Source organism: Aliarcobacter lanthieri, from assembly GCF_013201625.1.
GTDB lineage: Bacteria > Campylobacterota > Campylobacteria > Campylobacterales > Arcobacteraceae > Aliarcobacter > Aliarcobacter lanthieri.
The window spans coordinates 598,750-620,500 of sequence record NZ_CP053839.1 but is presented as its reverse complement, the minus strand read 5'-3'; the positions used below and the strand labels follow the sequence as shown (position 1 = coordinate 620,500).

Sequence of the window (21,751 nt, the reverse complement as noted above, 5' to 3'; positions counted from 1 at the left end):
AAATATTTTTACTTATTCAAATATTGACCTATAAAAAGGTACTTTAACTTTGTTTATCTCTTCTGGATTTTCCCAAGAATTTTGAGATTTATTCATATAATATTCCGATGCCATAGGCTTATCTCTTCTTTGATAAAGTTCTGCTATTTCTTTATCCATAGAAGCTTTTGCCATCATAAGCCTAACATTCATAGTATCAATAAGTGGCATATATGGAGAGTTTTTATACTTATTTTTAAACTCTTCAATTTGTACTAAAGTATCTTCTATAAGTTGTTGATCTCTAAATTGTTGTTTAAATCCCATAAAATTGGCTTTTATTTTTAGATATCTTGCATAATCAATATCTTTACTCATACTAAATCTTTTTATATACTCATCTAAATAGAAGTTTGCTAAAGCATATTCTTCGTCTTGCATATGAGCATTTACCAAAATAAGCATAGCTGTTGGTATATATGGTGAATTTCTATGTTCACTTTCTAAAGATGTATAAGTATCATCTGCTTCGTCTAAATCGCCCATTCCAATTTGCATCATCATTTTATTGTACCAATAAAGAGCTGGTTTATTATATTCTTGTTCACTCTTTGATGAACAAGCATTAAAAACAAGTGTAGCACTTAGTAATAACAAAATATTTTTTATTTTCAGGTTTTTTACCATTTCTTCATCCTTATTTGTCATAAAAGCAATATATTATCGAAAAAAAGCTTTATATTTATAAATGTTAATATGCTATAATCAAAAAAACTAACTTAAGGTAATAAAATGAAATTAACTCTTATTGGAAATGGTATTATGGCTCAATCTCTTGCTATTGGATTAGTAAAAAATCATGAAGTTGAAATGATAGGAAGAGATTTTGGAAAATTAAAATTAATTCATGAAAAAATTCCTCAATTAATTATAAAAGAGCTAAGTGATAAAGAAGATATAAGTGGTAAAAATGTTATTTTTTGTGTAAAACCTTATGCTTTAGAGAGTGTTTCTGTAAGACTTACTGGAGAAGCAAATGTTTTAATATCTATTTTAGCTGGAACAAAACTTGATTATTTAAGAAAACAGATAAAAGCAAAAAGTTATATTAGAACAATGCCAAATGTTGCCGCAAGTGTTCAAAATTCTATGACAACCGTAACTGGTGATATAGAATCAAAAGCTATAGCATTAGAAGTATTTTCATCTATTGGTGAAGCTATTTGGGTAAACAATGAAAACCAATTAGATATTGCAAGTGCTATCACTGGCTCTGGTCCTGCATTCTTATCTTTAGTTGCTGAAGCAATTGCTGATGGTGCTGTAAAAGTTGGATTAGAAAGACATCTAGCACAACATTTAGTTCAAGGATTATTTAGTGGGACAGCTTCTATTTTAAAACACACTCATCCAGCTGTTATAAAAGATTCAGTTATGAGTCCAGGGGGAACAACTGCTGCAGGATATTCAAAACTTGAAGAAGGAAATGTAAGAAATGCCTTTATAAAAGCTATTGAAGGCTCATTTACAAAATCACAAAAAATTGCTGAAAAATAGTATAACTTTAATTGAAACTTTAATAAGTTTATTGATTTTATCAACTGTTGTAATAGGTTTTTTAAAAATCTCTTACAATAGTGAAAACAATAACAATCTTTTTAATATCCTCAATCATATAGAAAATGATTTTACTACAAAAAACTACTCAAATTTTATTCAATATAGTACAAATTTACAAATCACAAAAAATAAAATTGGAAACGAAAATGAAGTTGAAAATTTAAATGTAAAAAAATATGAATATTTAGATAATAATATAAGAGTTTTTAAATATGAAAAATAGTTTTTCTCTACTTGAACTTTTATTAACTTTGATTATATCAACTTCAATAGTTATTTATTCAACAATATTTTTAAAAGAATTATCTTTAAAAAATAGAGAAACTTTAAATTTAGAACTTTTAAAAATAGAACTTTTTTCAACAAAGGCTTTTTTAGAAAAAAACAAAGATAATTTATCTCAAATCTCTTTTAATGCAAGTAGTTTATATTTCAAAAATTCCATTTTACTTAAAAATGTTATAGATTTTAATATGAATAATAATGGAGATATTGTAACAATTTATATAAAACTCTCAAATAACTTATCTCAAGAATGGAAAATAAAATTATGAAAAAAGCATATACTCTTATCATAACTTTAATTTTACTTGTAGTTTTTAGTCTAGTTGCAAATCAAATTTTAGAAAATAGTTCTTTGGGAAATGAGAGTTTAAAACAAAAAGTTTTATACATTCAAGCAAAAAACCATCTTAAATTTTTAGAAGAGTATATTTTGAGTTTAAATTTAGAAGATATTGAGTCTATAAATAATCTAAAAATAGATGATGATTCTTTTGAGATAAAAGCACAAAAATCAAAAGAGTTTGAAGGACTTTTATTGGATGTTAAATCTTTTGATTTTGATATTAGAGTTACTAAAAAATTAATTATAAAATAACATCTAAAACTTTTTTAGCTAATTTTAAAGCCCTACTTCTATGTGAAAACTCTTTTTTTACTTCATCACTTAACTCACCTAAAGTTTTATCAAATCCACTTGGAATAAACATAGGATCGTAACCAAAACCATTTGTTCCTTTTTCTATATTTAAAACTTCACCATACATCCAACCATGAACTGTATAAACTTCTTGTTTATACACTATTGCTATACAAGCAGTATAAAATGCTGGAGTTTTTTCTAATCTTAAATTATTTAATTCATATTTTAATTTTTCATTATTTTCTTTATCACTTGCATTAAAACCCGCATATCTAGCACTATAAACCCCAGGTGAATTTCCTAAAACTGGTACACTAATTCCACTATCATCAGAAATAACAACTACATCCAAACCTTTTTTTATCAATTCATCATATATTGTTTGAGCCTTTTTTATAGCGTTCCCTTTGAATGTATCTTTATCTTCATCTATCTCCATTTTGCCTAAAATATCACTAAATGCTACAACTTCATCATTTGGAAGAAGTTTCTTAAACTCTTCTATTTTTCCTTTGTTTGCTGATGCTAAAACTATTTTCAAATTTTGTCCTTATACTACTTATTATCGAATTTTTTATATAATAAACTCAAATTATAATATATTTAGGATTATTAATGATTAAATCTGTAATGCCTTTGAGTTTTATTATCGCTCTTAGATTTTTTGGGCTTTTTATTGTTTTACCTGTTATTTCTGTATATGCTCTGTCTTTGGAAGGTGCTAATGCTACTTTAGTAGGAATTGTTGTTGGAGGATATGCTTTAACTCAAGTTATTTTTCAAGTTCCATTTGGAATTATGAGTGATAAATTAGGAAGAAAAGGTACTATTATAACTGGACTTTTACTTTTTGCTATTGGTTCATTAATCTGTGCAATAGCAACTGATATTTTCACTTTAATGCTAGGAAGACTTTTACAAGGTTCTGGTGCTATTGGTGCAGTAGTAACTGCAATGATAAGTGATTTAGTAAAAGAAGAACAACGTTCAAAAGCTATGGCAATGATGGGAATGTTCATAGGTCTTTCATTCGCTCTTGCTATGTTAGCTGGACCACTTATTGGTGGTTTTATAGGAATTGAAGTTCTATTTTATATTACTATGTTTTTAGCACTTATTTCTATTTATATTTTAGTTAAAAAAGTTCCAAATCCACCAATTATAACTCACACTTACAATGATAAACTAAAATTAGTAGATATTTTAGGAAATACAAATATCAATCGAATGAATATCACAAACTTTTTACAAAAAGCTTTGATGACATTTGCATTTTTAGTAATTCCTATAATTTTGACAAAAACTTATGGTTGGCAAAAAAGCGAACTTTGGTATGTCTATGTTCCAGCAATGATTTTTGGACTTTTATCTATGGCACCTGCTGCTATTATTGCTGAAAGAAAAGGAAAATTTAGAGAAATCTTAGCTATAGGAATTTTACTTTTTATTATTTCATATTTAGTAATTGGATTTAGTTCTAGTGCTTTTGTTTTTGCTATTGGAGTTGTGATTTTCTTTATTGGGTTTAATATGCACGAACCAATTATGCAATCTCTTACTTCAAGATTTGCAAAAGTTCATCAAAGAGGAAGTGTTTTAGGGGTATTTAACTCATTTGGATATTTAGGAACATTTGTTGGTGGGCTTTTAGGTGGAATTATGCTTGATAATATTGATTTATCAACATTTTCTATTGTTATTGCTGTAATCTGTATATTATGGGCAATTTTAATTTTAACTATGCCAAATCCATCAAAAACAAAATCTTTATATTTAAGTTTAGATGAATATAAACTAGAAAATAGTGGAAAACTAAATGAAAATAAAAATATAGAAGAGTGGTATATAAACAACACAGAAAATATTGTTGCTATAAAATACAATGAAAATATCACTCCTGAAGAGATAAAAAATATTTTAAAGTGATAAAATTTTGAAAAAGTTTATATTTTTTACTTTAAGTTTTATTCTTCTACTAACTGGATTTTCAATTAAATTTATCAATGAATTTGATATTTTTAAAGATGAACTTCTTACAAAATATGAACTAGAAACAAAAACTACATCTTTATACCTTCAAGAAAATATAAAAAAATATCTTGAAGATAAAGATACACAAATTTTAAATAAGATTAATAGTATTTTTAATGACAATTTTTCATCAATACAAATAGAAAAAGGTAACTTTACTATAACAGAAAAAGAGCTAATTGACTTAACAAATAACTTAGATAAAAATCTTGCTTGGGAACTTACAAATCTACAAATTGATGAAAATTTAGGGCAAATACTACAAACTACACAAAGTGATGATTTACAAAAAGAACTTTTAACTATTGAAGGTTCTATTCCAAATGAGTTAAATAAAAATTTAGTTCCAAGTAGCGATATATACACTTTTATTCCTAATAAAAATTTTAGAAACATCTCATCTTTAACTATCAAATTTGATGCTACAAATCAACTTGATGAAACTATCAATTCAAATGCAACTATAACTTTTGATAAAAATATTAGTAATTTTATAAATCAAAATAATACAATAGTACCAAAATGGTTTAAGGATTTAATCCCTATTTATATTGAAGAACAATCAAATAATGTAAGTAATGGTTTTACATCAAATGCTACAATCTACTTAAATACAAATGTAGAAAAAGTATATATTGAACTTTATGAAAAAACAAAAAAAGAGTTTTTCTCAAATTTATTATGGTTTTGTGTAGCGTTTTTAGGGTTAATTGGTTTATGGTTTTTATATAGACTTCTAGTGAAATAGATTTGGTTTTATTTATAGTAACAATTGACTATAATATTTCCTGAACTCTTCCAACTTGTCCATCTTGAAGACGTACTTTTATTCCATGTGGATGAATAGGTGAATTTGTAAGTATATTTTTTACTATCCCACAAGTTAATTTTCCAGTTCTTTGGTCTTGTTTTAGCACAATATTTACTTTTAAACCAGCTTTTATATTTATTCTTTTTTTAGCATCAAGCATATTTCCCCTTTTTAATCTTTTTAATTTCATTCCCAAGCTCTAACTTGGAATGCATACTTAAACTTAGTAATGTACTCTCATCTAAGTTCCAAATGTGGACATTGGGAACGAAAGAAAGAAAAATTTTAAAACCCTTGTTAATTTAACTTTTTATAATTATCACAACCAACTTGATTTCCACCATCACAAGCTTTTTTAAACCACTCTTTTGCTATATTTTTATCTTTTTCTACACCTTCCCCATAGAAATACATAGCCCCAAGATTAACTTGAGCCCTTGTATCTCCTTGAGCTGCTGCTTTTTTATACAACTCAAAAGCTTTTGCATAATCTTGTTTTACACCTTGACCTTTTCCATACATATTTCCAAGATTAAATTGAGCATTTGCATATCCTTGATTTGCTGATTTTTCATACCACTCAACAGCTTTTGCATAATCTTGAGTTGCTCCTATACCTTTTTCATACGAAACTCCAAAATTATATTGAGCTTCTACATCTCCTTGAAGTGCTGATTTTTCATACCATTCAAAAGCTTTTTTAGAGTCTTGTTTTAAACCTCCTGAGCCTTTTTCATACATATATCCAAGACTATTTTGAGCGACTGCAAACCCTTGATTTGCTGATTTTTCCCACCATTCAACAGCTTTTTTAGGATTCCATTTTACGCCTAGTCTTTGCATATACATAGCTCCAAGATAATATTGAGCTTTGGCATCTCCTTTTAAAGCTAAATCTTCAAATATTGTAAATGCAGTTTGAAAATCGCTTTTATTTAATGCATTTAGTCCATCATCAAAACTTGCTCCAAAAAGCAAAGTTGCAAATAAACTCAAACCAAATATTAGTTTCTTAAACATTTTATATTTCCTTTTTATAAATTTAATTTTTATTAACTCAAACTTTTAAGTTCAGCTTCTATTTTTTCTAACCTTGTTTTTACTTCTTCAAGTGCTTTTTTATTCTCTTCTATTACATTTGCAGGAGCATTTGCTACAAATCTTTCATTTGATAACATACCATTTAGTTTATCAAACTCTTTTTGTGATTTTTCTTGTTGTTTAGTCAATTTATCAATGATTGGTTTCATATCAATTTCACTTGTTGGAAGATAAACTTCAAGATTATTTGATACATCAGTTATACTATTTTCTACTTTCGCACTTACAAACTCAACACTATCAACTTTTGCAAGTTTTTCTATAAATGGTTTTGCTACAACTGTATCTATATTTTTATCAAGTTTGATATATGCTTTTGCTATTTTTGAGTTCCCCATATCTATGATAACTTTTGCTCTTCTTATAGCAATAATTGCTTCTTCAATAATAGCAAACATATTTTCTATATTTTCATCTTTTTTAATATCTTTTGGGAAATTCATAATCATCAACGAACTTCCATTTTCAAGTGTTGTACCACTTAATTTATGATATAAATAGTCTGAAATAAATGGCATAAATGGACTTACCATTTTTAAAGTTTCTTTAAAAATGGCTCCAAGTTCTACAATACTATCTTTACTAGCTTTTGAGTACTCAATTCCCCAATCACAAAACTCAGTCCAAACAAATCTATAAAGAGTACTTGCTGCTTCATTGAATTTATAACTTTCTAAGCTATTTCTCACTTCATCAACAGCATGACTTAGTCTACTTTGCATATATAATCCAAGTGGAGTTTTTATAGTAATATCTTTTAAATCAGGGAAAGTTTCTACGTTTAGACTTAAAAAATTACTAGCATTGTAAAGCTTATTTGTAAAATTCCTAAATTGTTCTAAATTTTTAGCCCCAAGTTTTATATCTCTTCCTTGAACTGCCAAATATGCTAAAGTAAATCTGATAATATCAGCACTATGTTCATTTACCATATCAAGTGGATCTATTACATTTCCTTTTGATTTTGACATTTTAGCACCTTGTTCATCACGAACAAGAGCATGCATATATATATCTTTAAATGGTAATTGTCCCATAAAATGTTCACCCATCATCATCATTCTAGCAACCCAGAAAAACATAATATCAAATCCAGTAATAAGTAAAGAATTTGGATAGAAATCTTTTAAGTCACTTTCATTAAAAGTATTTGTCATATTTCCATCATTTCCCCAACCTAGTGGTGAAAATGCCCATAAAGCAGAGCTAAACCAAGTATCTAAAACATCAGGGTCTTGATAAATATTTTTTGAAGTACATTTTGGACACCCATTTGGAGCATCTTCTTTTGTAGCCCATTGATGATTACAACTATCACAATAAAAAACTGGTATTCTATGCCCCCACCAAAGTTGTCTTGAAATACACCAATCTCTTAACTCATCCATCCAAGCTCTATAAGAGTTTAACCAATGACTTGGGTGGAATTTTGCTTCACCAGCATAAGTTTTCTCTATTGACTTACGCGCTACTTCTTTACTTACAAACCATTGTTTAGAAATATATGGTTCAACTATATTTTTACATCTATAACAATGCCCTACTTGGTGATTGTGTTCTTCTATTTTTACTATAAATCCATCATCTTGAAGTTTTTTAACTATTAAAGGTCTTGCTGCTAATCGCTCTAATCCTGTAAATTCTCCACAATAATCATTTAAAATACCTTTTTCATCAAAGCATTTTATAAACTCTAAATTATGTCTTTTTCCAACTTCGTAGTCATTTGTATCATGTGCTGGAGTTACTTTTACAACACCTGTTCCAAATTCCATATCAACATGAGAATCAGAAATAACTTTTATTTTTCTATTTGTAAGTGGTAAAACCACTTCTTTTCCAACAATATTTTTATATCTTTCATCGTCAGGATGAACCATAATAGCTGTATCACCGAAATATGTTTCAGGTCTTGTTGTAGCAACAGTCAGAAAACCACTTCCATCTGCAAAATGGTAATTCATATGATAGAATTTACCATTTATTTCTTCATGTTCAACTTCTATATCACTTAAAGCTCCATCATGAGTACACCAATTTACCATATAGTTATTTTGAGTTATCATTCCTTCATTATAAAGCTTTACAAAAGCCTCTTTAACAGCTTCTTTAAGACCTTCATCCATAGTAAATCTTTCTCTACTCCAAGCTGGACTGATACCCAATTTTCTCATTTGATAAACAATATTTCCACTAGACTTCTTTTTTTGAAGCCAAGCTCTTTCAAGAAATTCTTCTCTTCCTATTTGCTCTTTTGTAGTACCTTCTGCAAAAAGTTGTTTTTCAACAATATTTTGAGTTGCAATCCCTGCATGATCTGTTCCTGGTTGCCAAAGAGTTTTAAAACCATCCATTCTTTTATATCGTGTGATAATATCTTGTAAAGTAAATGTTAAAGCATGCCCTATATGTAAACTTCCTGTTACATTTGGTGGTGGCATCATAATTGCAAAGTTTTTATTTGGTTCTTGAATAGCTTTATTACCATCTATTTCAAAATAACCTCTTTCTTCCCAAAGCTTATAAAAACTATCTTCTATTTTTGCTGGTTCGTACTTTTCACTCATAAAAATTCCTAATATGTTACTAAAATAGCTTAGATTTTATCTAAAATTCACTTAGTAGCCAATAACTTGCTCTTTTTAAAGCTTTTTGATAAAATCAACTCCTATCTAATTTTAAAATAAGGAGAGATTATGTTTAAAATATTTTTAGGAAGTATAGTTGTAGCAACTACTTTATTTAGTGCTGATTTACAAGCAACAGGAGTTGAAGTAACTTTAGAAAATGGTAAAAAAATAACTATAAAAAGAGAAGCTAAACCAAAAGAGTGTGAAAATATAGCTTTTGATCCAAAAGATGTTTTTGGAGAAGTTAATCAAGCATCAAAAAATATAAATGAAAACTGCAAAAGAAGTTTTGTTACATATTTTGGAAAAATTGCACCAATGAAAGCAGCAGAAAACATTGACACTTATGGAGAACTAGAAGTTTTAGAGTTTATTGAAAAAGCAAAAAAAGATAAAAATTTACTTTTTATTGATAGTAGAACAGAAAACTGGTATAACCATCAAACAATCCCTAGTGCAGTAAATGTTCCATATTTGTATACTAAAAAATCTCAATATCCTGATGAATTTGAAGAAGCTCTTGAAATTTTTGGAGTTGAAATAAAAGATGGGAAATATGACTTTACAAATGCAAAAACATTATTAATGTTTTGTAATGGTGCTTGGTGTGGACAATCTCCAGAGGCTATGAAAGAGTTAATAGCAATTGGATATCCTCAAGAAAAAATGAAATGGTATAGAGGTGGACTACAATCTTGGTTGAGTTTAGGACTTACAACTATTAAACCATAAAAAAGCTTGGAATTTCCAAGCTTTTAAAAACTAAATTCTATCTATTTCCATAATTTATAATTACTGGTTTTACTTCACCAATTTTTTCTATACTAACTGGTTCGTCAATTGCTCGTTTTGAACCACTTAACTCAAAAACAACCTTATACTCAGCACTTGGACAACTAATAATACTTGTTGTTTCATTTAATTTTGTTTCTACACAACCTACTTTTATATCAATTTTTGGCTCTGCTGCAAATAAAAATATAGAACTCACAATAAAAAATATAGCTATTTTTTTCATATTTTAATCCTTTTAATTATGTAATACCACATATTAGCAAAAAATGTTTAAACTAAAAAAGATTCTCAACTTCTAAGAAACTTTTTTTAGATTTCTATTTTATAAATATTTTATTATCCTTTTTTCAAGATATTGCCCATTTATTTTTTGGTCAGACATTATCCTCTCCTAAAATTGATTTTTTTTGTTATTAACATAAATATAGGAATTACATATAATCCATGTATCATAATTTCATAGCATAAAGATGTTATTCTTCCCATCATTAAATTTGGTAAAAAGAGTCCAAGTGTAACTATTAAAAGTGGTATTCTAAAAGCAAATACTTTACTAAATTTAATTAAACTTTGATAATTTATTTTTAATCTTTCTCTATCAATCCAAATAATATAACTAACCAAAGCGCTAAAAATTGTAAACACTACAAATAATACTATACTTGTAATTGAAAGTATTATTACTTCTACTAGTAAGTCAAGATGTTTATTACCACTATTTGAATTACCAATATCAATTTGATAAAGAGCTAATATTGCACCAATAAAAAATGTCATAATAATCCCAAAAATAACATTAAAAGGACTAGAAAAAATCATATTAAAAATATAAAATGTATTTAAAAATGGATTTGACCAATTTTTCTTTATTAAAAACTTTTCTAAATACCAACCTATAGTTAATAATACTACAAGGGTTCCAATAATGAATGGCATATTTTCTCCTTTATAAAATCTTACTTTGAAACCAATTATCATTTTAATATAAAAGTATACCAAAAAATTGTCACATTCTTGTCACAGTTTCTAATTATTTTTATCCTACTTTCTTAAATATTTTATTATTTTTATAATCTACATTATTTACAGCTTTTACAGAAGAAAAAAGGTCAGTTATAGCTTGTGAACCATAATACCCAAGTGTATAACTCACTGTAGAATTTACCAATCCTCCTACAAATGTTCCATCCATTCCTAGAATATCAGCAATATTATCATTTTTTGCAAAAAAAGATGATATTGCAAAAGATACTACTGCTCCTTGAAGTGTATTTTTAAAATCTGCTTCTATATCTTGAAATGCTCCTGTACCATTCCCATTTTTACTATCCCAAAATACATATTCACCTACATTTTGTCCGATAACTGTTGTTGAAGTTGAAATAGCTAGTTTTTCTATATTTGAATAGTCATTATTTGCTATGATTATACTTCCTATACTTCCACCTATACTACTTCCTAACTTTGTTGATAAAGCATCACCTTCTTTTGCTTCTAAAAAAAACCTTTCTCTCATATCAAAAGTAACATATTCTTTAAAATTTCCATTTTTATCTATATAATCTGCAACATCATTATTACCTTTACCTTTCAATACTTCTCCTAATATCTTCATAGTATCAGGAGAATATTGAACATACTTAATTACTTCATCTAGGTTTATATCTTGACTATTACCAAATTTTTCTAAAACTTCTCTGGCTTGGGCATCTAGCAATACTTGTGTTTTACTTTTTTCTTGATTACTAACATATAACATACTATCTTTATATGTCTCTTCTAATCCATTCGTATCTAATGTTTTATCTTTATTTACAAATTCTTTTACAGTATTATCACTTATATCAAAATCATTTCGTAAAATCTCACCATTACTACTTATTTTTACTACTTTTATATTTCCTTTATCATCTGAAGGAATATGATAAGTTAAACTTCCATCATGTCCTTCATATACTTTTACATTTCCATGTCCACCTTGTACATTATCAACATCTTTTGGAATTTTTACTACAAACCCAACTGGTAGATTTTTTGCTTGTTCTTCTGTTAATCCATTGTATTGTAGTAACTCTTTTGTAGTATATTTTGTTCCTACTGCTATATGTGAGATTGTTTGTCCTGATTGAAGTAATACAACACCAGTTGTTTTAGAAGCTACTATATTTATTGTTTCTAATATTGTTGTTTCAGTTGGATTTTCTGTTTCATTAACCCAATTACCATTAGAATCTTGATAAGATTTTGTAGTTTTATCACCCAAAGTATATTCATATACTTTATTTCCATTTTCATCAATATATTCAATTCTTTGAGTAGGTATAATAATCTTATCACCTTTTGCAAAGCCATCAACTAACTCTTTTTCATTAGCATATCCATTTGCACGAGCTAATTCATCTAAGTTAATATTTTTATTACTATTTGTTACAAGCTTTTGATATAACTGCGTATAAGCTGAAATACCTGAATTATCATATGTTAATATATGATTTTCATTTGATATATCTCTAATTTGAATATCATTTTTGACATTATTTTCAAAAACTTCTACTCCACCAATACCTAATTTTTCAGTTCTTATATTTCCATATATATCAACTGTTATATGAGTTTGTACATTTCCATTTATCTCTAAAAGTGAATAATCTTTTGCATTATAATAATAAATTCTCTCTTTTCCAGTTGCAGTATCTATTACTATAACTTTTTGATTACCTTCATTATCTGTATATATAGTGATATTTTCATTTATTTCTGGTTTATTTGGGATAGCTAAAACTGTACCCTCTTTCATATTTGTATAATCATCAACTTTTATTTTTAAATTATTATAAGCTAGTATCTCTTTTGCTGTAAGTCCTGTTGCTTTTGCTATATCTGATAAACTAGTATTTTCATCTATAGTCATAGTTTTATCATAGTTTATTGTATTTTGTAAATTTTCTGATTTTCTATTATATAAATCTGTTGTAATTTCATTTATATATTTATTCCACTCTATTGTATTTGCAGGAAAAATTCCTTTTGCTACCATAGTATTATATGCACTTAGATTTGTTGTTTTTAAATCTTCAAATCTTTGTAATTGTGTAGTATTTATTGCTTGAAAATCTTGAGCATAATTGTATGATTTTTCTGCAACTTGTCCTAAATCTATCCCAGCTTTATCTAATGCATATCCTATTGCTTCACCTGCAACAAATCCAACTCCAACTATTGCAAAAGCTGGTAAAAAACTTAATACAGTAGTTGAAAGCCCTATAGCTAACCCAGTACCTGCAAGTCCTGTTAATAAATCTTGAATTATAGTCCCTGATATATGAGCTATATTATCATCTGTACTTTTTGCATAGTCCCACTCCAATATGGAAGTTACAGCTCCAGCTTTAATTTGTGAAAAAACTTTTGTAATTGCAGGTATATCTTTAGCATCAATAATATTGCTTTTTTCTAACTGTGTTAAATATCCTTCTAATGCGACATCAGGAGCTTGTATAAAAAATTTAAAATACCTTTCTGATCCAGATTGTTCTAAAATATCTGTAGTATTATCTTTTTCTTCATTAGAGTTATATGTTATATCATTTGCCATTACAGTTCCTTTCTTATTTATCTGGTATAAAAATCCATCTTGTTTCTACTTCATCTAAATTAGTATTTAGATATTTCTTAAAATATAAATCTACTTTACTTTTTTCTTCTATATTCAATACATTATATGCAATTCCACCAAACTTTTCATTTTTACTATTCATTACAAATACTAAATTATTAATAAGTTTCTTTTGATATAAAATATATACACTTATAAAAGTTGTAAAATATATAAAAATAATATATGGTAGAAATAACACGTAAAGGATTTTTATTGAAAGTGTATCTCTTTGTCCCTCATGTTTTTGATTTAGCAAAGTTAATTTAACTTTACATATTCTTTTAATATTTTCTAAAAGTATTAAATTAGAATTTAACAATAGAATATGAGTTTCATAAAATTTTATAGTTTTTCTTTTTTGAAAAAAAGCATAATATAGAGTTTTCAATATATAAAAAACATATACTGGTATACTAAAAAACACAACCAATCTCCCTAATCTACTATGCTCAAATAAATTCTTTAAACTAAAATCTGCAAATGTTAATACTATCAATAAAAAACTAGTATAAACAAGTATCCCAAATAATTGTGTTATTAAATATATTTTATCTTCTATTTCAAATAAAAATCCATCTTTATTTGGTATTAGTTCTAGGTTTTTATCATCCATTTATACTTATCCTTTATAAAATCTTACTTTGAAATCAATTATCACTTTAATATAAAACTATAACAAAAAATTGTCACATTCTTGTCACAGTTTTTAGTTATTTTTATCCTACTTTCTTAAATATTTTATTATTTTTTATTTATTCCTTCTTCTATTATTTTTTTCAAATCCTCTTTATGTTCTATCAAAATATTTTTATATATATCTTTTATTTCTTCATAAAGTTTTGGAAATTGCTTGTTATATTTTTCTCCAAACTTAGTAGATTCAAATCTATTTATTTCAGATAATTCATCTTCTGTAAAATTATCATTGAAAACTTTTATAAAAACTGGTTTTAATTCTTCATAATTCATATATTTTGATACAAATTCTTCCATTATATCTTTGAAAAGTAATAATTGTGGGAATTGTTTAATTTTTTCTTCTATACCTATTTTCATACCTTTTGAAAACATTTCTTCATATATTGGTTTATCAAGAAGAATTTCTGCTTGTGATTTATTTTTATTTACTTCTTTTTTGATATCTATTTTTGTTGGCTCAATTTTAAACTCTCTATTCATATTTTTTGCTAGTATATTTGCCATTTCTTTTTCATTATTTTTAATTTTAGTAGCTCTTTGTTGCACCATTTTAGAGAGGATATCTTTCTTTTCTTCAAAAACAAACATAGATTTTACTTGCATATCTGAAATAATTTTAGGAAGTTTCTCTCTGTACTTTTTACCAATTTGTGTATTGTAATAAGCATTTAATTCTACCAATTCAGCTTCTGTAAAATTATTTGATATGATATTTACTAACTTTTGTTTTATATTTTCATAAGAGAAGTATTTATTAGTAAATTCATTTAAGATTTCATACATCTCTTTATCTTTCATAAGTGTATTCAATGCTTTAAAATTTTGAATTAAGTTATCATAATATTCTTTTATGGGACTACTATCAATTAAAATCTCTGCTTGTGATTTTTTTGGTTCTTCTACTATGATTTTTGTATTTGTAGAAGCACAAGCGCTAAAAAACACTATTATTATAAACAGGTTTATAAAAACTTTTCTATACATTTTTTACCTTTTTATTAATTTATTTTTATCTCTTTTTCTTCAACTTTTCCATTTGATTTATACGTTTTTATTATCTTTTTGATTAAAACCAATCTTTTATTCATAAGATTATCTTTTGGTTTATCTACATCTAAAATTTTTTGATCAACAGATTTAAAATAATAAAAGACTTCTTGTTTTTCTTTATTTTTTAATTCAATATTTTTTTGTCCAACTAAATAAAAACCATCTTCTTGATTTAGATAAAATACCTTATCATAATAATCTCCATTTAAAATTTCATTCTTTGATTCTGTATTTAATTCTATTTCTTTGAAGTTTCTATCTTCATCTGAAATAAATTTATTCCAATTAATATTTTCTTCTTTTCCTTGATAAATAGTTTTGAAATTTTCAAAACAATTATTATCTAGTTGTAACATAACTCTTTTATATAATCTCTCTTTATATTTATCTGATTGTGCTAAGAAGTTATACTCTTTATTGTCTTTTTTACATTTGATAAAATCTGTATTTTTTATATTATCTACTGTGCAGTTATTATTAAACTCTTTTATTAACTGCTCTTTATAAGTGCTTTTAAAATCTATTGTATCATTTATTTTAGATTCAACAGCAAAACTAAATAGTAGTTTATTGCAAGTGATATTATCGTTTAATTTAAAAGTTTGCTTATAATCAAGTGCATTTAACATTGATAATCTTTTTGATGAACTTATCATATTTGTATTTGAGAATTTTATTCCAGCCATACATAAAGTATTTGACTCTTCATCATATATAACACTCGTCAAATCTTCACTCATTTTAGGACAAGAAAATTCTATTTTTTTCTTAAGTTTTGAGAAATCCATAAATTTTTTAAGGTCTTTTATTACTACATTATAAAACTTTTCTATATTTGTAGCTTTTTTTTCAACATTTGAAAAGCTATCTTTTTTAAAATCATCAATAGCAAAAGCACTGTATGTTTTATCTAATATAAATGTATTTTGATAGATTATATTTTTATTATCTAACGATTCTAATTGTTTTACTGTCTGTTTAACATTTGTTTTATTCCAATTTTTTGAGATATTTTCAACATCATACAAGGTAGCTTTTACATAGATATAATTATTTGTACAATCATATTTTTCAGGAGTTATTTTTAAAAGTTTTTTTGTAGGTTCATATATATTATTTACTCTTACAAGTTGAATTCTAAATAAATCTTTAAATTTTGAAATATTATTGATAATCTCATTTGAGTAAAACTCACTTTCATTTTTACAATTTACTGAACCAAAAGAATAATTTGGAGTAAAAACTGGTGCCATCCCCATACCATTTCCCCAATTTACATAGTTTACATTCATACCACTACTTGGAGCATTTGTTATATCTAAATCTTTTTCTTCAGAAACAATAACTATTTCATCTAAAAGTTTGTAGCTTTCATTTTTTGAGGTATTATTTACTTTTTGTGAACATCCACTAAAAATAAATATTATAAATAGTAAGTTTATAAATATTTTTTTATACATTTTATTCCTTTAAAATTTTAATTTTGTATCAATACAAACAGTTGGAAATTCTTTACATAATCTATCAATATCTACTTTTTTAAGTTTTTCTTTTTGATTTAATGATTTCTTAAACATTTCAAGTCCTTTTTGATGATTTTGACGGACACCTTTTCCATTGTAATATGCGATTCCAAGATTAAAATAAGCATTTGGATTTCCTTGATTTGCTGATTTTTCTAACCATTCAATAAATTTTTTATAATCTTGTTCTACTCCTAATCCTTTTTCATACATATATCCAAGATTAGCTTGTGCATCAGAATGTCCTTGAATAGCAGCTTTTTCATACCAATAAAATGCTTTATCATTGTCTTTTATTTCTTTTTCAAAATAATAAAGACTCCCTAATCTAAATTGTGCTTTAGAATAGCCTTGATTGGCTGATTTCTCGTACCATTCAATAGCTTTATTTATATCTTTTTCAATATCTTTACCTGAATGATAAATATTTCCTAATTCATATTCTGCTCTATCATATCCTTGATTAGCAGATTTTTCGTACCATTCAATAGCTTTCTTTATGTCTTTTTCAACACCTTTACCTGAATGATAAATATATCCTAAACCATATTCAGCAAAAAAATCTTCTTTGATAGCATACTCTTCATATAATTCTAATAATTTTTTATACTCTTTATTTTTATTATATATCTGAGCTTGTTCTAAATCTTTACTTGATAGTCTTTTTTTATCTTCATTTAAAATTGTATTTTCTGTTTGATTTGTAGCACAAGCATTAAAAATTATTACTATAAATAGTAAGTGTATATATATTTTTTTATACATTTTAAAATCCCAATTTGGTGTTCCATCGGGATTTTGACTTTGTGGTGCAACCATTTTTCTAAACCAATTTAATGTTTCTAAAGCACTATGAGTCTCTTTATATTCTAAAGCTTTTTTTATATTATCTTCAATAGATACATTAGGAGGTATATTTCCTTGAAATCCAAAATTTTTATCAGCCATGATTTAAAATCCTCCTCCAAGTTTTATTTCTAATTATTTTAGTGATACGGTATGAAGCATATATATTAAATGGTATCGTTCCTATAGCAGCTAAAGCAGCTACAATATCAAATGGTCCATATGATTCTATTAATCCTATCATCCAATTTGCAATAAATACAAAAAAAATATCAAACACTATAAAACAAAGTATAAAGTCAATTACTATTTTAAATTCAAATATTAACCTATCTTTTTTACTTATAGTTTGTATTTCAAGAGTTGAAGAATCTTTTTTATTACGCCATTGTTGGTATTTGCAGTACAAATATGTGCATATACGATAATAAATATAAGCTGAAAGAATTCCACTCCAACGCATACTCAATAGAATACTCCAATCTATTATTAATGTCATAAACATAGTAGGTCTTGTTCTATTCCTTGCTTCGTAATTAAGCATATTTTGAACACCTTGGGCATCCATATCATAAAACCACTGTAAGAATAAATTCTCAGAACTCCAAATTAAACTTCCAAGAGTATGCTTATAAAGAAGAAACAAAGCTAAAAATATTAAAAATAGCAATAATTCTTTTGCTTCATTTTTTAGAAAACTCATCTGTTTGCCTAATTCTTAAATCATATTTCTTTATTTATTTAATACTAGTGTTTGATTTTCACTATTTACTAATTCATTGAACTTTTGTAAAAATTTTGCAAAATTTAGTCTTATTGCTCCTGCATAAGCAAATATTACTCTAGTTGTACCATTTACAGAAGAAAGAGATACAGTATCATCTTCTGCATAAGCTACTTTTTCTAAACTATCATAATTAAAATCTTGATTTGTTTGATTTCTTGACATTCCAGCTACTCCAAATAATGCAACAAATATAGCATCTTTAAAACTAAAATCCATCTCTGCTATATAATTAGAAGATATATTTATAGTTTCCATAGGTTGATTCATTCTATAAATCTTATATATTCCATTTACACCTACTTCTGCATCACCCCATGCTTTTTTATTATCAAAGTTCATATCTACATCTATTTTGTAGATTTTTGAATTTATAGGATTGTTGTTATAAAACTTATTTATATTAGTTAATAGATGAGTTTTTATCTCTTCTTCATCAATAAGAGCAATATGCATATGCTTATTATTTAAAGCATCACCAGTTAATTTTACATTTGATACTTCGACATTTATATCTTTTTGTTTTATATCTTGAACTGTATCATTGTGTAAAGCAAAATTTTTTGGTGGTACTTTACTTGCACACCCACTAAATACAAAAACTGTAAATACAGTAACTAAAGCTACTTGTAGTAATTTTTTCATTCTATTTTCCTTAAGTATCTATTTCATTTTTTAAATGTTAATGATATATTATCTAGAGTATGTCACAGTTTGCGTCACAGTTTTTATATTTTTAAGTAGATTAATTTATTATTTTGAGATTTTGCAGCCTAAACTAGGGATAGTTTCTATTATTTTATAATTTAATTTTGTTCTTAAACGATAAATTAAGGTTCTAAGATTACTATTACAAACAGTAAAATCTTGCCAAATAGAATGCTCTATTTCTTTAAAAGAAACAATCTGCCCTTTTGCTTCAATTAATATTTTAAATAATTGTTTTTCTTTGTGGCTTAGTTTAATTGGTTTTGATTTATAAAAGAGTATTTCATTTTTTAGATCATAAGAATAATTTTCTTCTAATATTATATAAGAATTATTTTGTTCAAATTTTTCATCTTGAATTTTATATAAAGATAAAAGTAAAGTAGATTTTATATCTTCTTTTTTAAATGGTTTTAGAATATATCCTAAAGGATCTGTCCTAATAGCTCGTTGAATAGTGTTTTCATCACTATAAGCTGTAAGATAGATCACTGGTATATAATAATCTTTTTGTATTTCACTTACAATATCTATTCCATCTATTTTATTCTTTCCTAAATTTATATCAGAAAAAATAATAGTTGGTTTTTTATATTTTATACTTTTTATTGTATCTTCATAGTTAGAAACAATATCTGTAATTTCATAATTTAAGTTATTAAGAATTCTTTTTATATCAAGAGCCACAATAGCATCATCTTCTATAATCAATATTTTTTCATTATTCATCTTCATTCCACCAAATAGTTATTAATGTACCTTCTTTTGCTTTTATATCAATTTCTCCTTTTAGTTGATTAATAGCTAAAGTACTTACTAAAGTTAGCCCAAGTGAAAATTCTATATTTTCTTTATCAAAACCTATTCCATCATCTTTAATAGTTAATTTTAAGATATTATTACTTTTTTCTAAAGATATATAAATATTTCCTTTTTTATTTAAAAAAGCATATTTAAAAGAGTTTGTTACAAGTTCATTTATAATCAACCCACAATAAATTGCTTGCTCCATCTTCAGCTTCGTTTGAATATCAAAATAAATATTTATAGAATCATCATAGCTAGATTTCACTTCATCAATTAATGTTTCAAAATACTCATAAACATCTATAAAATCTATATTTTCTTGAGTATATAAAAGTTCATGGAGATGTCCCATTGCACCAATTCTATTTTGAGTAGTAGTTAAAATAGCCTTTAACTTTTCATCTTCGATTTCATCACTTTGAAGCCTTATCAAAGATACAATAGTTTGCATATTATTTTTAACTCTATGATTTAACTCTTTAAGTAAAACTTCTTTTTCATTAAGAGCAATTTTTAAATCTTTTGTTCTTAAATCTACTTTCTTTGATAATCTTTTTGTTTCATTTTCTTGTTGTAATATCAATTTCTGATTTGCTTCATCTTTTTCTTTTTGTAAGTTTGTAATCCTATTTGCCAAAGCAATAGAAAATATTAAAGCTTCAACTACAAATGATATTTCAATTAAATATGGAAAAGGAAGAGTATTATATATACCCATACTTGATAATGTCATCAATAAACCAGAAGATAAAAATATAATCCATGCAAAAAGTATAAAATAAGCTTGTCTATTTTTCTTTATTGAAGCATATATTGTAACAAACATTAAAAATATTAAAAATAACATTAATGCATTTGTTCTATATTTATCATACTCTTCTGTTAGAAGAAAAAATATAACACTTATAGGAATAAATATTAAGAACCCATTTAATACTTTATTTAATCTTGGATATTGAGTAGTTTGTAAAAAACTTTTTGTAAATAGTCCTAAAAAATAAATGGGAATTGCAACTAGAAGTGCTGCAAATTCTATTAAAAGATTAAGAGAGTTTAAATCAAAAACATAAAGTTTTGCAAATCCTACATATATAAGATGATGAAGAATTAATCCAAAAATATATAAAACATAATATAGATAACTTATGTCTCTTGTAAAGAAATATATAAAAAGATTATAAATTGCAAGAACAAACATAGAGCCAAAAAATATAGAAAGTATCAACTGATGTTTTATCTCTTTTTTATAAAAATTTTTATCATCTAAAAGTTTTAAATCTATTATTAAAGTTGTTATATTTGATGATGCCTTAACAAAATATATATTTTCTTCATTTGGATTTAATTCTATTTTAAATATTGGATTTATTGCTGATTTATCAAAACTCTCAACTAAAAAACCATCTTGTATATGTATGTTTTTATTTAAATCAAAAAAATCTATATTAGTTGTAAGAGGATTATTATATTCAATAATTTTGTAAATCTTTTTATTTGAATTATTTTTAATAGTTATTTTTATCCAAACATCAAAATGTGGAGAATATCCATAAGCAAGGATATCCTTATCATTTTTTTCAAAATTTATGTTTGAATTTTTTATATCTTCAATAGTTAAGCTTCTAGTTTTATCTATATAGATTTCACTATCTTGAAGTAAATTTATATTTTTCGTGCTCTCATCTATATTTACAATATTGGCATAAATATTTGATGAAAATATAATAAAAAGAAGAACTATCTTATAAAAAAATTTTAGCACTTAAATCCTATTTTTATAAATT

General features: G+C 25.6%; 23 protein-coding genes. 7 read left to right on the top strand and 16 right to left on the bottom strand.

Going from position 1 to position 21,751, the window contains the following annotated elements; translation table 11 throughout:
• Window positions 1-12 precede the first annotated feature (12 nt).
• Complete coding sequence (locus tag ALANTH_RS03095) at window positions 13-666, bottom strand: outer membrane protein assembly factor BamD (protein ID WP_026807464.1); 654 nt, start codon at window positions 664-666, stop codon at window positions 13-15.
• A gap of 105 nt (window positions 667-771) precedes the next feature.
• Here ALANTH_RS03095 and ALANTH_RS03090 point away from each other — a divergent pair, with 105 nt between their 5' ends.
• The 4 genes from ALANTH_RS03090 to ALANTH_RS03075 are packed head-to-tail and all read left to right on the top strand — an operon-like array spanning window position 772 to window position 2,479.
• Entirely contained in the window at window positions 772-1,536 is a 765-nt protein-coding gene (locus ALANTH_RS03090) for a pyrroline-5-carboxylate reductase (protein ID WP_026807463.1), read from the top strand.
• Window positions 1,523-1,822, top strand: coding sequence for a type IV pilus modification PilV family protein (locus tag ALANTH_RS03085; RefSeq protein WP_026807462.1), 300 nt, complete (start codon window positions 1,523-1,525; stop codon window positions 1,820-1,822). Before ALANTH_RS03090 ends, ALANTH_RS03085 begins: the two co-directional genes overlap by 14 nt.
• Window positions 1,812-2,153 (top strand): hypothetical protein, encoded by a 342-nt coding sequence (locus ALANTH_RS03080; protein ID WP_026807461.1) that lies wholly within the window; start codon window positions 1,812-1,814, stop codon window positions 2,151-2,153. The genes ALANTH_RS03085 and ALANTH_RS03080 overlap by 11 nt, the downstream gene beginning before the upstream one ends.
• Complete coding sequence (locus ALANTH_RS03075; protein ID WP_026803386.1) at window positions 2,150-2,479, top strand: hypothetical protein; 330 nt, start codon at window positions 2,150-2,152, stop codon at window positions 2,477-2,479. The genes ALANTH_RS03080 and ALANTH_RS03075 overlap by 4 nt, the downstream gene beginning before the upstream one ends.
• On the opposite strand, the gene ALANTH_RS03070 is transcribed toward ALANTH_RS03075, so the two are convergent.
• Window positions 2,469-3,065, bottom strand: a complete 597-nt coding sequence (locus ALANTH_RS03070; protein ID WP_026803385.1) for a non-canonical purine NTP pyrophosphatase — start codon at window positions 3,063-3,065, stop codon at window positions 2,469-2,471. The two genes, ALANTH_RS03075 and ALANTH_RS03070, sit on opposite strands and share 11 nt — an antisense overlap.
• 74 nt (window positions 3,066-3,139) lie before the next feature.
• Between ALANTH_RS03070 and ALANTH_RS03065 the strand changes: the two genes are divergently transcribed.
• Entirely contained in the window at window positions 3,140-4,450 is a 1,311-nt protein-coding gene (locus ALANTH_RS03065) for an MFS transporter (protein ID WP_026807460.1), read from the top strand.
• A 7-nt stretch (window positions 4,451-4,457) separates the two neighbouring features.
• Complete coding sequence (locus ALANTH_RS03060) at window positions 4,458-5,303, top strand: hypothetical protein (RefSeq protein ID WP_119171289.1); 846 nt, start codon at window positions 4,458-4,460, stop codon at window positions 5,301-5,303.
• A gap of 28 nt (window positions 5,304-5,331) precedes the next feature.
• On the opposite strand, the gene ALANTH_RS03055 is transcribed toward ALANTH_RS03060, so the two are convergent.
• From ALANTH_RS03055 to ALANTH_RS03045, 3 genes are all read right to left on the bottom strand, one after another.
• Window positions 5,332-5,526: a YwbE family protein gene (locus tag ALANTH_RS03055; protein WP_026807458.1), complete on the bottom strand. Its 195-nt coding sequence runs from the start codon at window positions 5,524-5,526 to the stop codon at window positions 5,332-5,334.
• Window positions 5,527-5,663: 137 nt separating this feature from the next.
• Window positions 5,664-6,386, bottom strand: coding sequence for a tetratricopeptide repeat protein (locus tag ALANTH_RS03050; protein ID WP_051583580.1), 723 nt, complete (start codon window positions 6,384-6,386; stop codon window positions 5,664-5,666).
• Window positions 6,387-6,418: 32 nt separating this feature from the next.
• Window positions 6,419-9,034, bottom strand: coding sequence for a valine--tRNA ligase (locus ALANTH_RS03045; RefSeq protein WP_026807457.1), 2,616 nt, complete (start codon window positions 9,032-9,034; stop codon window positions 6,419-6,421).
• Between the two features lie 129 nt (window positions 9,035-9,163).
• Here ALANTH_RS03045 and ALANTH_RS03040 point away from each other — a divergent pair, with 129 nt between their 5' ends.
• Complete coding sequence (locus tag ALANTH_RS03040) at window positions 9,164-9,829, top strand: rhodanese-like domain-containing protein (protein WP_026803379.1); 666 nt, start codon at window positions 9,164-9,166, stop codon at window positions 9,827-9,829.
• A gap of 37 nt (window positions 9,830-9,866) precedes the next feature.
• Here the strand turns inward: ALANTH_RS03040 and ALANTH_RS03035 are convergent, their stop codons facing one another.
• The 11 genes from ALANTH_RS03035 to ALANTH_RS02985 form a co-directional block, all read right to left on the bottom strand.
• Window positions 9,867-10,115, bottom strand: a complete 249-nt coding sequence (locus tag ALANTH_RS03035) for a hypothetical protein (RefSeq protein WP_026803378.1) — start codon at window positions 10,113-10,115, stop codon at window positions 9,867-9,869.
• Between the two features lie 158 nt (window positions 10,116-10,273).
• Window positions 10,274-10,828, bottom strand: a complete 555-nt coding sequence (locus ALANTH_RS03030; protein WP_026807456.1) for a hypothetical protein — start codon at window positions 10,826-10,828, stop codon at window positions 10,274-10,276.
• 100 nt (window positions 10,829-10,928) lie between these two features.
• Window positions 10,929-13,487, bottom strand: a complete 2,559-nt coding sequence (locus tag ALANTH_RS03025; protein ID WP_026807455.1) for a LysM peptidoglycan-binding domain-containing protein — start codon at window positions 13,485-13,487, stop codon at window positions 10,929-10,931.
• Window positions 13,488-13,500: 13 nt separating this feature from the next.
• On the bottom strand, window positions 13,501-14,163 hold the full coding sequence (locus tag ALANTH_RS03020; RefSeq protein ID WP_026807454.1) for a hypothetical protein: 663 nt from the start codon (window positions 14,161-14,163) through the stop codon (window positions 13,501-13,503).
• A gap of 128 nt (window positions 14,164-14,291) precedes the next feature.
• A complete protein-coding gene (locus ALANTH_RS03015; protein WP_026807453.1) occupies window positions 14,292-15,233 on the bottom strand; it encodes a DUF2059 domain-containing protein in 942 nt (313 codons plus the stop codon).
• A 14-nt stretch (window positions 15,234-15,247) separates the two neighbouring features.
• Window positions 15,248-16,759: a hypothetical protein gene (locus ALANTH_RS03010; RefSeq protein ID WP_026807452.1), complete on the bottom strand. Its 1,512-nt coding sequence runs from the start codon at window positions 16,757-16,759 to the stop codon at window positions 15,248-15,250.
• Between the two features lie 9 nt (window positions 16,760-16,768).
• Complete coding sequence (locus tag ALANTH_RS03005) at window positions 16,769-17,770, bottom strand: tetratricopeptide repeat protein (RefSeq protein ID WP_051583578.1); 1,002 nt, start codon at window positions 17,768-17,770, stop codon at window positions 16,769-16,771.
• Window positions 17,763-18,371 carry a hypothetical protein gene (locus tag ALANTH_RS03000; RefSeq protein ID WP_026807451.1) on the bottom strand — a complete coding sequence of 203 codons (609 nt, stop codon included), beginning with the start codon at window positions 18,369-18,371 and terminating at the stop codon, window positions 17,763-17,765. The genes ALANTH_RS03005 and ALANTH_RS03000 overlap by 8 nt, the downstream gene beginning before the upstream one ends.
• A 30-nt stretch (window positions 18,372-18,401) precedes the next feature.
• Window positions 18,402-19,097 (bottom strand): hypothetical protein, encoded by a 696-nt coding sequence (locus tag ALANTH_RS02995; protein ID WP_026807450.1) that lies wholly within the window; start codon window positions 19,095-19,097, stop codon window positions 18,402-18,404.
• Window positions 19,098-19,205: 108 nt separating this feature from the next.
• A complete protein-coding gene (locus ALANTH_RS02990; RefSeq protein WP_228282875.1) occupies window positions 19,206-19,895 on the bottom strand; it encodes a response regulator in 690 nt (229 codons plus the stop codon).
• Entirely contained in the window at window positions 19,882-21,729 is a 1,848-nt protein-coding gene (locus ALANTH_RS02985) for a 7TM diverse intracellular signaling domain-containing protein (RefSeq protein ID WP_026807448.1), read from the bottom strand. The genes ALANTH_RS02990 and ALANTH_RS02985 overlap by 14 nt, the downstream gene beginning before the upstream one ends.
• Window positions 21,730-21,751: the final 22 nt, after the last annotated feature.

Bases quoted from the DNA above. Each gene is read 5' to 3' on its own strand.
- ALANTH_RS03015 (WP_026807453.1), bottom strand. From the start codon at position 15,233: ATGTATAGAAAAGTTTTTATAAACCTGTTTATAATAATAGTGTTTTTT.
- ALANTH_RS03055 (WP_026807458.1), bottom strand. From the start codon at position 5,526: ATGCTTGATGCTAAAAAAAGAATAAATATAAAAGCTGGTTTAAAAGTA.
- ALANTH_RS03065 (WP_026807460.1), top strand. From the start codon at position 3,140: ATGATTAAATCTGTAATGCCTTTGAGTTTTATTATCGCTCTTAGATTT.
- ALANTH_RS03075 (WP_026803386.1), top strand. From the start codon at position 2,150: ATGAAAAAAGCATATACTCTTATCATAACTTTAATTTTACTTGTAGTT.
- ALANTH_RS03050 (WP_051583580.1), bottom strand. From the start codon at position 6,386: ATGTTTAAGAAACTAATATTTGGTTTGAGTTTATTTGCAACTTTGCTT.
- ALANTH_RS03010 (WP_026807452.1), bottom strand. From the start codon at position 16,759: ATGTATAAAAAAATATTTATAAACTTACTATTTATAATATTTATTTTT.
- ALANTH_RS03020 (WP_026807454.1), bottom strand. From the start codon at position 14,163: ATGGATGATAAAAACCTAGAACTAATACCAAATAAAGATGGATTTTTA.
- ALANTH_RS03025 (WP_026807455.1), bottom strand. From the start codon at position 13,487: ATGGCAAATGATATAACATATAACTCTAATGAAGAAAAAGATAATACT.
- ALANTH_RS03040 (WP_026803379.1), top strand. From the start codon at position 9,164: ATGTTTAAAATATTTTTAGGAAGTATAGTTGTAGCAACTACTTTATTT.
- ALANTH_RS03035 (WP_026803378.1), bottom strand. From the start codon at position 10,115: ATGAAAAAAATAGCTATATTTTTTATTGTGAGTTCTATATTTTTATTT.
- ALANTH_RS03005 (WP_051583578.1), bottom strand. From the start codon at position 17,770: ATGGCTGATAAAAATTTTGGATTTCAAGGAAATATACCTCCTAATGTA.
- ALANTH_RS02990 (WP_228282875.1), bottom strand. From the start codon at position 19,895: ATGAAGATGAATAATGAAAAAATATTGATTATAGAAGATGATGCTATT.
- ALANTH_RS03000 (WP_026807451.1), bottom strand. From the start codon at position 18,371: ATGAGTTTTCTAAAAAATGAAGCAAAAGAATTATTGCTATTTTTAATA.
- ALANTH_RS02995 (WP_026807450.1), bottom strand. From the start codon at position 19,097: ATGAAAAAATTACTACAAGTAGCTTTAGTTACTGTATTTACAGTTTTT.
- ALANTH_RS03080 (WP_026807461.1), top strand. From the start codon at position 1,812: ATGAAAAATAGTTTTTCTCTACTTGAACTTTTATTAACTTTGATTATA.
- ALANTH_RS03030 (WP_026807456.1), bottom strand. From the start codon at position 10,828: ATGCCATTCATTATTGGAACCCTTGTAGTATTATTAACTATAGGTTGG.
- ALANTH_RS03045 (WP_026807457.1), bottom strand. From the start codon at position 9,034: ATGAGTGAAAAGTACGAACCAGCAAAAATAGAAGATAGTTTTTATAAG.
- ALANTH_RS03095 (WP_026807464.1), bottom strand. From the start codon at position 666: ATGGTAAAAAACCTGAAAATAAAAAATATTTTGTTATTACTAAGTGCT.
- ALANTH_RS03090 (WP_026807463.1), top strand. From the start codon at position 772: ATGAAATTAACTCTTATTGGAAATGGTATTATGGCTCAATCTCTTGCT.